Consider the following 12,811-nt stretch of genomic DNA (forward strand, 5'->3'; position numbering starts at 1 on the left):
GACTGGCACGTTAGCGGTTCCGCCCTGAGGCACAAGGATTTTTTATGGATTTCTCGGTCGGATTGCCCAAAGCGTCAAGGGCCGCGTGGCCCTGCAAGCACAGTTCATTTCCAACCGTGGAAAATAGCGCACAAGAAAACGCCCCGGGCGTGAGGGTCCGGGGCGTTTCTCAAGTGATATGAGTAGGAGCTCAGGCTTCCAGCGCGCGCCGCAGCATTTCCACATCTTCGGCAATCTGGCCGTCCGTGGTTTTCAGCTCTTCGATGCGTTTTACGCCGTGCATGACAGTCGTGTGGTCACGTCCTCCGAACCGGCGCCCAATTTCCGGCAGGGACCGGCTGGTTAGTCGCTTGCACAGATACATCGCAACCTGACGCGGGCGGGCATAAGACCGCAGGCGTTTAGGTCCAATGATGTCGGACAGGCGGATGTTGTAATAGTCCGAAACCTTGCGCTGAATCTCTTCGACAGTGATCTTGCGCTCGGATGCGCGCAGCACATCGGCCAGACAGTCCTGCGTCAGCTCCATGTCGATCTCGCGCCCCACCAACGAGGCAAAAGCGAACAGACGGGTCAGAGCACCTTCCAGCACGCGAACATTGGTCGAGATCCGGTGCGCCAGGAATTCCAGGACACCATCGGCAATTGTCAGGTCGGGATATGTGCTGCTGTACTGCTGCACCTTGTTTTGCAGGATGCCCAGGCGCAGTTCATAGTCGGTTGGGTGCAAATCGACCACCAGACCACATTGCAGACGCGATTTCACCCGATCCTCTAGGTCCTTGATCTCACCCGGGGCGCGGTCGGCCGAGATGATGATCTGCTTGTTCTGGTCCACCAGTGCATTGAATGTGTGGAAGAACTCTTCCTGCGTCGAATCTTTGCCCGCGATGAACTGCACATCGTCCACCATCAACACGTCAACCGACCGGAACAAATGTTTGAAGTCCATCATCCGGCGCTCGCGAAGGGCCTGCACGAAACGGTACATGAACTGTTCCGCCGACAAATATAGCACGTTCAACTCGGGGTGTTTTGTTTTCAGCTCCCATGCGATGGCATGCATCAGGTGCGTCTTACCCAGACCAACGCCACCGTAAAGAACCAGCGGGTTGAAGGTCACAGGACCACCTTCAGACACACGGCGCGCCGCGGCATGGGCCAATTCGTTGGGTTTACCAACAACAAAACTGTCGAAGGTAAAGCGGGAATCCAATGGCGCGGCCTGCAAGGATTCAAACGCGCCATTCGCGGCTTCCATCTGCGGCGCAACAGGTGCATCCCGCACAACAGTCGGCTCGGATTCGGTGTCTACTTTAGGGCGCGCCGGTGAGTTAGCAGCGACGCGAAAGGCCAGTCGTTGAACCGTTTCCCCTGCGGTGTTCATCTCATACAGTATGAGATCCGCAAAGTTCTGACTGACATAGTTGCCCATGAAATTAGTCGGCACGGAAAACACCGCTACGCCGTCCTGCAACTCTTGGAATTCAAGAGGTTCAATCCAGGTCGTGTAGTTGTTTTTTCCGATAGCCTTGAGCAACTTGTTACGTAGTAGTCCCCATTTCTCTTGTGTCATTAAGCGCCTCACGCATCCCATTCTTTATTGGCCTGTCGGCCTTATTGCTATTTTCCGGTTGCCCGGATTATGCTTTCACACGCAAAGGGATACACGACGCCAAACCGCAGAAGTTTGGCGGGTGTGTTTTAGAAAGTCCGCACATCCCTACTTGCCGGCGCTCCATACCCGGAACGCCCTGAAAACAGGGTTGCGCAACGCAATCTCAAATTCGACAGGGCTTGGTTCCCTGGTGACCCAAGGACCGCAGCAGATTAGCAAACCAGTTGCCAACATTCGTTCCTGACCGTCCTGATGCCCGTCAGTTTAGTCGTTGGAACAGCCTGTCCCCCCAAGCGAGTGAATCGCTGTAACAGTGGTAGCAAGAGGCCAAGGCATCCGGCAACGAAACTCTGATATTGACTCGTATCTTTCGCCGAAAGAATCTCTCGGTTTTGTGAAGGCGCGGCTTTCCGGCAACAGCAAAAAAAAAGCGCCGCTGGGCGCGGCGCATTTTCTATCATTTCACCTTGCTTGGTTGACCCAAGGTCAACCCGGGCCTTAGCCCAGCGCTTTTACACGAGCCGACAGGCGCGACATTTTACGCGACGCTGTGTTCTTGTGGAAAACGCCTTTTGTGACGCCGCGCATCAGTTCAGGCTGAGCTGCGCGCAGTGCTGCGGTTGCAGCGTCCTTGTCGCCGGATGCGATCGCTTCTTCTACCTTACGCAGGTAGGTACGGATGCGCGAACGACGTGCTTTGTTGATTGCGAAACGGCTCTCGTTCTGACGAGCGCGTTTTTTTGCTTGGGGCGAATTAGCCATGTGTGTCTCTGACCTTTGGTTCGGTACGTTGTCTAGGGTTGCGCGCCACGGAAAATCCGCACCAGATCAGAAATCACGAGTGTGAGTCGGGCCAAGCGGGCCGCACGCGCATGTATGGTGGCGGTTACTACCCAAGTTGGCCGGGTTTGCCAAGGCGATTCTTTTGATGCGCATAGCTGGTATGAAAAAGGCGGGCAAAGGCCCGCCGGTTTCGATTTGATCAGGGCACCGCTTACTTGTCGCGGAATTGCGCGGCGCGTTTTTCCAGGAACGCGGCCATGCCTTCTTTCTGATCTTCGGTCGCGAACATCGAATGGAACACGCGGCGTTCAAACAGCATGCCTTCGCTCAGCGGCAGCTCATAGCTGCGATTCACCGATTCCTTGGCCGCCATAGCGGTCAGCTGCGATTTTTCGGCAATCTTCTGGGCTGCGCCCATCGCCTCATCCATCAGCTTCTTGGCGGGAACAACGCGGCTGACAAGACCAGCGCGTTCAGCTTCTTCTGCATCCATGAAACGGCCGGTCAGGTTCATGTCCATGGATTTGGACTTGCCGACAAACCGCGTCAGGCGCTGGCTGCCCCCAAGCCCGGCAATGACGCCAAGATTGATCTCAGGTTGGCCAAATTTGGCAGTGTCCGCTGCGATGATGAAATCGCACAACATCGCAAGTTCGCACCCGCCGCCCAACGCATAGCCCGCGACGGCTGCAATGATCGGCTTGCGGATCGCGCACACGCGGTCATTCAACGAACCAAACAAGTTCGAGCTATAGACATCCACAAAGCTCATCTCGGACATTTCCTTGATGTCCGCGCCCGCAGCGAACGCCTTGTCCGACCCGGTGATGACGATGCAGCGCACTTTGTCGTTGCTATCCGCATCTTCCAATGCCGAGCACAATTCCTGCGCCAGTTGTGAGTTCAGCGCGTTCAGCGCATCGGGCCTGTCGAGCTTGATAAGGGCGACGTGGTCTTCGATTTCGACGATGATCGTCTCAAAAGCCATGAGGTGAGAGCTTCCGGTTGTTCCGTTCAGGTACGATTCCTTACCACGCGCATTCGCTGGATCAAGCTATCTTTGGCATTGCGCACAGTAGAAGGATGAGCGACCGGACTGGGTGATTCTTTTGATTGGAGCCCCACAACCGTCAGTCCTGCAGGGTTCTCCCTCACGGCCATAGACGTCAAAGCTGTGCTGAAAATATCCAAGTTCTCCATCGGCTTGGCGGAAATCGCGTAGGGAAGATCCACCTGCTTCGATGGCGTCCTGCAATACCTTCCTGATGATCGGAACAAGTGCTGCGACTCGGGTCGCAGAAATTTGGCCGGCTTTGCGACGTGGCGACACTCCGGCTCGAAATAGCGCCTCGCACACGTAGATATTGCCCAGGCCGGCAACGATTCCCTGATCCAGCAGCGCCGATTTGATCGGAGTGTTCTTTCCCCGAAACGCATCGATCAGATGTTGTTCGTGAAAATCATTACCCAAAGGTTCAGGCCCGAGGACAGACAGCAGCTTGTGATCGTCCGCAGTTGCTGTCTGCAATAGGTCCATCGCACCAAACCGGCGCGGATCGTTGAACGTGACACGTGCGCCATTCGCCATGTGAAAGACCACATGGTCATGTTTTTGGGTTATCGGATGTTCATGCACGAATTGCCCAAGCGGATCGCCGGATACGGTCATCCGGCCTGACATGCCCAAATGGATCAACAAGGTTTCACCACTGCTGAGATCGGCAAGAATGTATTTTGACCGACGACGCAATTTTTGAACCGTCTGCCCGGTCAACCGCTCGGCCATCCGTTCAGGGAAAGGCCAGCGCAGATCGGGGCGATTCACATCTGCCCGGTCGATCACCACGCCTTCCATCGCTGGGCTCAGGCCGCGTCTTACTGTCTCGACCTCGGGCAATTCCGGCATTACACGGCTCCTATTCCAAAGGGCCGCATTGTGCCCCGGTTCCAGAGCCCTATAACAGAGGCGAAATTCGAAAAACGGCAAGGCTAATGTCCGACAACAGCGACAAGACCACTCATTTTGGGTTCGAAACCGTACGTGAGGCTGAAAAGGCCGGGCGTGTACAGGGCGTGTTTAACTCGGTCGCCTCGAAATATGACGTGATGAACGATGTCATGTCGATGGGCATTCACCGGGTCTGGAAAGACGCGATGATGGACTGGCTTGCGCCGCGCCCAGGCCAGCGCCTGCTGGATGTCGCAGGTGGCACCGGAGATATCTCGTTCCGCTTTTTGAAACGCGCCGGCTATGGCCATGCTACCGTGCTGGACCTAACCGAACCGATGCTGGTCGAAGGCCGACAGCGCGCCGAGGCCGACCAGATGGCCGACAGCCTGAACTGGGTGGTCGGCGACGCGATGGCTCTGCCCTTCGACGACAACACATTCGACGTCTACACCATCTCGTTTGGCATCCGGAACGTGACCCGCCCGCAGGAGGCCCTTAACGAAGCATTCCGTGTGTTGAAACCCGGTGGCCGCCTGATGGTGCTGGAATTCAGCCAGTTGCCCAATGACGGGCTGCAAAAGCTCTATGACCTCTACAGCTTTAACGTCATCCCCCGCATGGGGAAACTCATCGCCAATGACTACGACAGCTATCAATACTTGGTCGAATCGATCCGCAATTTCCCGGATCAGGAAACGTTTCTGGGCATGATCCGCGCGGCCGGATTTGAAAATGCCAAGTACCGCAACCTGAGTATGGGCATCGCCGCGCTGCATTCCGGCTGGAAAATCTGATGCGGGGACCACACAACATCATTCGCCTGATCCGCACAGGCGCCACTCTTGAGCGCACAGGCGCCATGAACGTTGTGCTGGACGCGTTCGAGGCTCCGCGCGCACTGCGGTTTCTGGCGCATGCTTTGGGAAAACCGTTCCAATGGCTGGGTTACAAAGGCGATCCTGACATGCCCCCCGCCACAAGGGCGCTGACGGCGCTTGGACCGGCATACATCAAGTTTGGTCAGGTACTGTCGACCCGCCCCGATGTGGTCGGGGATGAGTTGGCCGAACAATTGCGCGTGCTGCAGGACAAGCTTCCCCCGTTTTCCCGCTCCGAAGCTATGGCCGAAGTGGAAAAAGAACTGGGTCAGCCAGTTTCTGAAATCTTCAGCGAATTCAGCGAACCCATCGCTGCTGCATCCATTGCTCAGGTCCACAAGGCCAAGCTGGTCAGCACCGGCGAAGACGTAGCGGTCAAAGTTCTGCGCCCAAACATTGAACGCGCCTTCCGCAAGGATGTAGACGCATTTTATTTCGCCGCACGCATCGTGCAGCTATTCGCCCCCGGTGCGCGCCGCCTGCGCCCGATGGAGGTGATCGAACATTTCGACGGCGTCGTACGCGGTGAGCTCGACCTGCGGCTGGAAAGCGCTGCCGCGTCGGAATATGCGGCCAACACCAAGAACGACGCAGGTTTCTGGCTGCCCCCTGTCGTCTGGTCCCTGTCAGCCCGCCGCGTGATGACGCTCAGCTGGGCCGACGGAGTTCCACTGGGCGAAAATGCCGCGCTGGACGCCGCCGGGCACGACCGTGGCGATCTGGCGGAACGCGTGCTGCGCCTGTTCCTGCTGCACGCGCTGCGTGACGGTTTTTTCCACGCTGACATGCATCAAGGCAACCTGAAGGTCGCGGCCAATGGGGACATCATTGCCTACGACTATGGCATCATGGGTCATATCGACGAATATACCCGCCGGGTTTATGCCGAGATCCTCTTTGGCTTTATTCGCCGCGACTACAAACGCGTGGCCGAAGTGCATTTCGAAGCTGGCTATGTTCCTGCCGACAGGGACGTCGATGAGTTTGCCCGCGCCCTGCGTGCGGTCGGAGAGCCTATCTTTGGCATGGATGCCACTCATATTTCGATGGGGCGCCTACTGAATTACCTGTTCGAGGTGACAGAACGGTTCGGCATGGAAACCCGCACGGAACTGATCCTGCTGCAACGGACAATGGTGGTCGTCGAAGGTGTGGCGCGGTCGCTGGACTCGCGCATCAACATCTGGGAAGTCGCCCGTCCGGTTGTCGAAGATTACATCAAGCAATCCATCGGTCCCCGCGCAGCACTACGGGATTTTGGCAAAACTGCCATGGTGCTGGCCCGCTTCGGCCCGCGCCTGCCCGCTTTGGTGGAAAATGCGCTGATCGCGCAGACGCAAAAGGACGACACTCAGAACAAAGGCCTATCGACGGCCATTCTTCCAGCAACCATCGGCGCCGCTGCGGGCGCCGCAATTGTCCTGATCCTAACGGCCTTTACGTAAGGCCAATCCGCCAGCTTCATCTGGCTAAAAATATCCTCGGGGGGGGTCGCGCCGAAGGGCGCGATGGTGGGGGGAGACAGCCCCCCTCTGCCCGATCCGGATCAGATCCGCTCGAAGGCAATGGCGATGCCCTGTCCGCCACCAATGCACATGGTGACCAGGCCCTTGGATCCGCCGATGCGTTCCAGTTCATACAACGCCTTAAGGGTGATGATCGCGCCTGTAGCGCCCACCGGGTGCCCCAAAGCAATTGCCCCCCCGTTTGGATTCACCTTGGCGGCATCCAGCCCCAGTTCTTTGTTTACGGCCAAGGCTTGCGACGCGAAGGCTTCGTTGCTTTCGATCACGTCAAAATCCTCGATCGACATGCCCGTTCGCGCCAACAGGTTCTGCACGGCCGGAACCGGTCCGATCCCCATGACCTCGGGGCGAACACCGGCGTGGCCATATCCCAGAATGCGCGCCTTGGGTTTCAGACCTGCTTTCTCAGCAGCCTCTGCCGTAGCCAGAACCATCGCGGCGGCACCGTCATTGATGCCGGACGCGTTCCCAGCCGTAACCCGGCCGTCCTTCTTGAACGCCGGACGCAGTCCTGCCAGCGCTTCGGCCGAGGTCTGCTTGGGGTGTTCGTCAACCGTGAAGTCGACCATGTCACGTTTGACTTTGACCTGCACCGGCGCGATCTGGCTTTCAAAATAGCCAGCCCCAATCGCAGCAGCAGCCCGCGCCTGGCTGGCAAGGGCAAATTCGTCCATTTGCTCACGCGTGATCTGATGTTCATCCGCCACGTTCTCGGCTGTCACACCCATATGACCGGTGCCAAAGGGACAATTCAGGGCACCCAGCATCATATCGAGCGATTTAACATCCCCCATCTTCGCACCCCAGCGCGCCTGAGGAACGATGTAGGGGCTGCGCGACATGCTTTCGGCACCTCCGGCCACGGCAAATTCTGCATCACCCAACATCAGAGACTGTACAGCGGACACAATCGCCTGCGCTCCCGACCCGCACAGGCGGTTCACATTCATCGCAGGTGTTTCGTTCGGAATGCCCGCTTGTTTTGCAGCGGCGCGCGACAGGTACAAGTCGCGTGGCTCGGTGTTGATAACATGACCAAAAACAACGCTGCCGATCTGGGTCGGCTCGACCCCTGAACGTTCCATTGCCGCTTCCGTCACCACGGTCGCAAGATCAATCGGCGCGGTTGAGGCCAATGCCCCGCCAAAGGTGCCGATCGCCGTGCGGGCACCATCAAGAATCACGATGTCTTTCATGTCTCTACTCCTCCGGACTTTGACGGAATTATGCATCTGCGGCATCAGGCTGTCCTATGGAACGTACCGTCACAAGCAGAATTGACATATGACGGACAAACGCGCATGAGATTCCGTCATGACGGAAAACCCAGATGATATCCTGACACGCCTGCCCGCACGCCTGAAAGAGGCCCGCCGTGCCAAGGGCTTGTCGCTTGAAGCCGTGGCAAACCTCAGCGGCGTCTCCCGATCCATGGTCAGCCAGATCGAGCGCGGCGAAAGCAGCCCGACGATCTCGACCCTGTGGAACCTGACCCGTGCGCTACAGGTGGATTTCGCGGGTCTTCTGGAGGAAGCGAACAGCGCGAACCAGATCGAAGTCCTTAGGAAATCCGAGGTGCCCAGCATCGACAACATGGGCCAAAACTGCCGGATTCGCATTCTTTCACCGCCCGAGGAAGCAGGTGGTCACGAGGTCTACGATATTGAGTTCGACAAAGACGGCGCTCTAAACAGCCAGCCCCACGCCCGTGGAGCCAGAGAACAGTTGACTGTGCTTGAAGGCGCCGTGCGTGTGACTTCCGGTACGGCTTTCAGTGATCTGCAACACGGTGACACCGCACGCTATGCAGCGGATGTCGCGCATTCGATCGTTGCCAACGGGCCTGCGCGGGTCTTCCTGATCGTTAAAAACGCCTGATATCGGCGAAAATCCGCATTCACGGATTTTTTTCCCGTATATTGTAATTCCCCTATTTGGGAATTATATCCGCTATGTTAGATATGCGACTCAGACAAACGGAGACCGCCATGGCTGATGCATTCCTGTCCCACATAACGGACACCCTCGCGCAGATCGAATCTGAGGGTCTGTACAAACGCGAACGAATGATCACCTCGCCTCAGGGAGGTGAGATTACGGTGGGCGGTAAGCAGGTGATCAACTTGTGCGCCAACAACTATCTGGGTCTGGCTGATCACCCCGCGTTGATCGAGGCCGCCAAGGGTGCGATGGAACCCAAGGGGTTCGGCATGGCCTCGGTCCGGTTCATCTGCGGCACGCAGGACATTCACCGAGAGTTGGAGCAGAAGCTGGCAAAGTTTCTGAACAAGGATGATTCGATCCTGTTTGCAGCGTGCTTTGACGCCAATGGCGGGCTGTTCGAGCCCTTGTTAGGGTCTGAAGACGCCATTATCTCGGACAGCCTGAATCACGCCTCGATCATCGACGGTGTGCGGCTGTGTAAAGCCAAGCGCTACCGCTACCTGAACAATGACATGAACGATTTGGAGGCCTGGCTAAAGCAGGCGCGTGAGGATGGGGCGCGGCATATCATGATCGCGACGGATGGCGTGTTCTCGATGGATGGCTATCTGGCCAACCTGCCGAAAATTCGCGAATTGGCCGATATATATGACGCCATTGTCATGGTCGATGACTGTCACGCCACCGGCTTCATGGGACCGAGGGGTGCAGGAACACCGGATCATTTCGATGTCGACGTCGATATTCTGACGGGAACCTTGGGCAAGGCACTTGGGGGAGCAATCGGCGGCTATATCGCCGGGCCGCAGCCAGTGATTGATCTGCTACGGCAGCGGGCGCGGCCCTATCTGTTCTCGAATTCGCTGCCACCTTCCATCGTCGCCGCAGGAATTGAGGCAATCCGTCTGGTTGAAGAGGGCGACATGCTGCGTGCCCAACTGGTCGGCAATGCCAAATACTGGCGCGCGGGGCTTGAGAAGCTGGGCTTCGATCTGCTGCCCGGTGAGCATCCGATCATCCCTGTCATGCTGGGAGAAGCAACGCTGGCGCAAGAGATGGCGTCGCGACTGTTTGACGAAGGCGTCTATGTCTCGGGCTTCTTTTTTCCCGTCGTCCCGCGTGGGCAAGCAAGGATCAGAACCCAAATGAATGCGGCTCTAACAAAGAATGAATTGGACCGTGCACTGGTAGCCTTTGGTAAGGTCGGCAAGGAATTGGGAGTGATCTGATGCGACCCAACACAATGAAAGCTCTGGAAAAGTCCAAACCTGAAGAAGGTCTTTGGATGGTGCAGGCCCCTGTGCCTGAAATTAATGCGGACGAGGTTCTGATCCGCATCAACAAAACCGGCATCTGCGGGACAGATATCCACATCTGGAATTGGGATGACTGGGCCGCGGCCACAGTGCCAATTCCGATGATTACCGGCCACGAGTTTGCGGGTGAGATCGTCGAGATCGGCCGCAATGTGTCCGGTCTGGAGATCGGCCAGCGTTGTTCTGGCGAGGGCCACCTGATCACCAACGACAGCCGCCAAAGCCGAGCCGGGAAGTTTCATCTGGATCCGGGCACCCGTGGGATCGGGGTCAACGAACAAGGTGCCTTTGCCCAATACCTGAAACTACCCGCTTTTAATGTGGTACCCTTGCCCGAGGACGTGCCAGACGAGATCGGAGCCATCCTCGACCCCCTCGGCAACGCAGTGCACACCGCGCTCAGCTTTGATCTGCTGGGTGAGGATGTTCTGATCACCGGCGCGGGCCCCATCGGCATTATGGCTGCCGCAGTCGCGCGCCATGCCGGGGCGCGGCATGTGGTGATCACAGATATCAACCCGGATCGTCTGAGACTGGCCGAACATGTCGTGCCGACCCTGCGGACGGTGGATGTCAGCAAGGAAGACCTGCAGGACGTCATTGCCGAACTCGGCATGCAGCAGGGGTTCGATGTGGGCTTGGAAATGTCCGGCTCACAAGCTGCGCTGGACCAGATGGTCGAGGCTCTGGTGATGGGCGGCAAGATCGCTTTGCTGGGTATTCCGCCCGGAAAGTCTCCGGTGGACTGGTCCCGCATCGTGTTCAAAGCGATTACCATCAAAGGCGTTTATGGGCGCGAAATGTTCGAGACCTGGTACAAAATGATTGCGATGCTGCAGAACGGTCTGGATGTCAGCCGGGTCATCACGCACCACATGAAAGTCGACGATTTCGCCGAAGGCTTTGCCGCGATGAAATCCGGCCAATCCGGCAAAGTGGTTCTGGACTGGACTTAACGCTCTGGAAGTGCGCTGATTTAGACCCTAAACAGGGGCGAACTCATGCGTTTGGAGGAGCAAATGGGCGATAAGGATCATCGGTATCTTGAGCGTGGAATCGAGGACACTCTGGTCACCGATTTCGCGGAAACCCATCGCAAGAGCTATGGCGATTTTCTGCAGCTCAAAACCCTGCTGAACTTGCAAAAGACCTTTCAGGACCCTGCGCAGCCGGATGAAATGCTGTTCATCGTCATCCATCAGGTCAGCGAGCTGTGGCTGAAACTGATGCATCACCAACTGGTCGAGGTGCGCCGGTTCCTGCAACAGGATGAATTCGGCCCCGCGATGAAGAACCTCGACCGGGTCAAGGCGATTCAGCGCCAGCTGATCTCGGCTTGGGAGACGTTGTTGACCATGACGCCGGCCGACTACATGACCTTCCGCGAGGCATTGGGCAGTTCGTCGGGCTTCCAAAGCTACGGCTATCGTCAGATCGAATTTATTCTGGGCAACAAAGATGCCTCGACCCTGAAAGTGCACGAACATGACGCCGAGGTCATGAGCTTACTGAATGCCGCGCTGACAAAACCGTCCTTGTATGACGAGGTGCTGCATATGTTGTCCCGTCAAGGTTTCGATGTGCCCGATGATTTACTGAACCGGGACTATGCGCAGCCTTATTCCGGCGACAACCGCGTGGTGAAGATATGGGGGCAGGTGTTCCGCAACACGGACCGTTATTGGGATCTTTATGCGCTAGCCGAAAAGCTGATGGACGTCGAATCCCTGTTCCAACGCTGGCGTTTTGACCATGTCACGGCTGTGGAACGTGTCATCGGCAACCAACCCGGCACGGGTGGATCCAGCGGCGTGTCCTTTCTGCGCAAGGCCCTGGATTTACGCTTCTTCCACGACCTCTACGATGTGCGCACCGAATTGATGTATGCGGGGCAGGAGTAGGCGATGCTGTATCGAGGGTTCTCTCAGGATGAGCTGGAGCGTGAATACGCCCCTAGTTCGATGATCGGTGGCGATCTGACACCCTATCTAGACAGCTATACCGCACTCAGCGCGCAGCACCGGGCGAGGATGGACGTGAAGGAAAACGTCGCCTATGGCGATTCGCCGGCGCAAGTGCTGGATTTCTTTCCCGCGAAAGGAGCAGGTGCGCCTCTGCACGTCTTTGTTCACGGCGGATATTGGCAAGCGCTCAGCCAACGCGAATCGGCGATGATGGCTCCTGCGCTGATTGAGGCCGAGCAATCCTTTGCCACGTTGAATTACACGTTGGCCCCGGATGCGCGGCTGGATCAGATGGTCAACGAATGCCGCGATGCCCTGCTTTGGCTGGCAGAGAACGCGTTCAATCTGGGCTTTGATCCGTCGCGGATCACCCTATCGGGACACAGTGCTGGCGCGCATCTGGTGGCCATGGTCATGGCGACCTCGGCGGATGCGTTGGCCCGCGCAGGATTGCGCGTGCGCGATGTTATTCTGATCAGCGGCGTCTATGATCTGGAACCGATCAGCCTGACCTCGGTGAACGACCCGCTGCAGTTGACCCCGGTCGAGGTGCACGATCTGTCCCCGATCCTGCACCTGCCACCCCCCGGCCCACGCTATCACGTGACAGTGGCGGAACGGGACACGCCGGAATTCATCCGCCAAAGTCGTGATTATGCGGAAGCTCTGCGCAAAGGCGGGCATTCGGTCAGTTTCGATTTGCAAAAGGGCATGCAGCACTTCGATATCATCATGCATCGAGGGACGTTTTTGCCGGCAAATCGGTAGTCAAAGGCATCGAAAATCAACTGATTTGATATTTTCCCGGGAAATTAACACAACCATTACAAA

At 57.2% G+C, this 12,811-nt stretch carries 12 protein-coding genes; 7 read left to right on the plus strand and 5 right to left on the minus strand.

What is annotated here, in order from left to right; all coding sequences use genetic code 11:
- Positions 1-190: 190 nt before the first annotated feature.
- The 4 genes from dnaA to mutM all read right to left on the minus strand — a co-directional run bounded on the left by dnaA (position 191) and on the right by mutM (position 4,307).
- On the minus strand, positions 191-1,576 hold the full coding sequence (gene dnaA / locus AC2FLJ_RS11255) for a chromosomal replication initiator protein DnaA (protein ID WP_058276502.1): 1,386 nt from the start codon (positions 1,574-1,576) through the stop codon (positions 191-193).
- Positions 1,577-2,116: 540 nt separating this feature from the next.
- On the minus strand, positions 2,117-2,380 hold the full coding sequence (gene rpsT, locus AC2FLJ_RS11260) for a 30S ribosomal protein S20 (protein ID WP_058272970.1): 264 nt from the start codon (positions 2,378-2,380) through the stop codon (positions 2,117-2,119).
- Positions 2,381-2,612: 232 nt separating this feature from the next.
- Entirely contained in the window at positions 2,613-3,389 is a 777-nt protein-coding gene (gene acuK / locus AC2FLJ_RS11265) for an acryloyl-CoA hydratase (protein ID WP_496705845.1), read from the minus strand.
- Between the two features lie 66 nt (positions 3,390-3,455).
- Complete coding sequence (gene mutM, locus AC2FLJ_RS11270) at positions 3,456-4,307, minus strand: bifunctional DNA-formamidopyrimidine glycosylase/DNA-(apurinic or apyrimidinic site) lyase (RefSeq protein ID WP_109311257.1); 852 nt, start codon at positions 4,305-4,307, stop codon at positions 3,456-3,458.
- An 86-nt stretch (positions 4,308-4,393) separates the two neighbouring features.
- On the opposite strand from mutM, the gene ubiE reads away from it, so the two are divergent.
- Both ubiE and ubiB read left to right on the plus strand, forming a co-directional pair.
- A complete protein-coding gene (ubiE, locus tag AC2FLJ_RS11275) occupies positions 4,394-5,146 on the plus strand; it encodes a bifunctional demethylmenaquinone methyltransferase/2-methoxy-6-polyprenyl-1,4-benzoquinol methylase UbiE (RefSeq protein WP_496705848.1) in 753 nt (250 codons plus the stop codon).
- Positions 5,146-6,675, plus strand: coding sequence for a 2-polyprenylphenol 6-hydroxylase (ubiB, locus tag AC2FLJ_RS11280; RefSeq protein WP_496705850.1), 1,530 nt, complete (start codon positions 5,146-5,148; stop codon positions 6,673-6,675). Before ubiE ends, ubiB begins: the two co-directional genes overlap by 1 nt.
- Before the next feature lie 101 nt (positions 6,676-6,776).
- On the opposite strand, the gene AC2FLJ_RS11285 is transcribed toward ubiB, so the two are convergent.
- Positions 6,777-7,952 carry an acetyl-CoA C-acyltransferase family protein gene (locus tag AC2FLJ_RS11285; RefSeq protein WP_496705852.1) on the minus strand — a complete coding sequence of 392 codons (1,176 nt, stop codon included), beginning with the start codon at positions 7,950-7,952 and terminating at the stop codon, positions 6,777-6,779.
- A 118-nt stretch (positions 7,953-8,070) separates the two neighbouring features.
- Here AC2FLJ_RS11285 and AC2FLJ_RS11290 point away from each other — a divergent pair, with 118 nt between their 5' ends.
- From AC2FLJ_RS11290 to AC2FLJ_RS11310, 5 genes are all read left to right on the plus strand, one after another.
- On the plus strand, positions 8,071-8,634 hold the full coding sequence (locus tag AC2FLJ_RS11290) for a helix-turn-helix domain-containing protein (protein WP_496699600.1): 564 nt from the start codon (positions 8,071-8,073) through the stop codon (positions 8,632-8,634).
- A gap of 110 nt (positions 8,635-8,744) precedes the next feature.
- On the plus strand, positions 8,745-9,929 hold the full coding sequence (locus AC2FLJ_RS11295; protein WP_496705854.1) for a glycine C-acetyltransferase: 1,185 nt from the start codon (positions 8,745-8,747) through the stop codon (positions 9,927-9,929).
- Positions 9,930-9,943: 14 nt separating this feature from the next.
- Positions 9,944-10,972 (plus strand): L-threonine 3-dehydrogenase, encoded by a 1,029-nt coding sequence (gene tdh, locus AC2FLJ_RS11300; RefSeq protein ID WP_282170894.1) that lies wholly within the window; start codon positions 9,944-9,946, stop codon positions 10,970-10,972.
- Positions 10,973-11,035: 63 nt separating this feature from the next.
- Positions 11,036-11,917 (plus strand): tryptophan 2,3-dioxygenase, encoded by an 882-nt coding sequence (locus tag AC2FLJ_RS11305; protein ID WP_282120891.1) that lies wholly within the window; start codon positions 11,036-11,038, stop codon positions 11,915-11,917.
- 3 nt (positions 11,918-11,920) lie between these two features.
- Complete coding sequence (locus AC2FLJ_RS11310) at positions 11,921-12,748, plus strand: alpha/beta hydrolase (RefSeq protein WP_282120892.1); 828 nt, start codon at positions 11,921-11,923, stop codon at positions 12,746-12,748.
- Positions 12,749-12,811: the final 63 nt, after the last annotated feature.

This window comes from Ruegeria sp. CDSA034, assembly GCF_059612275.1.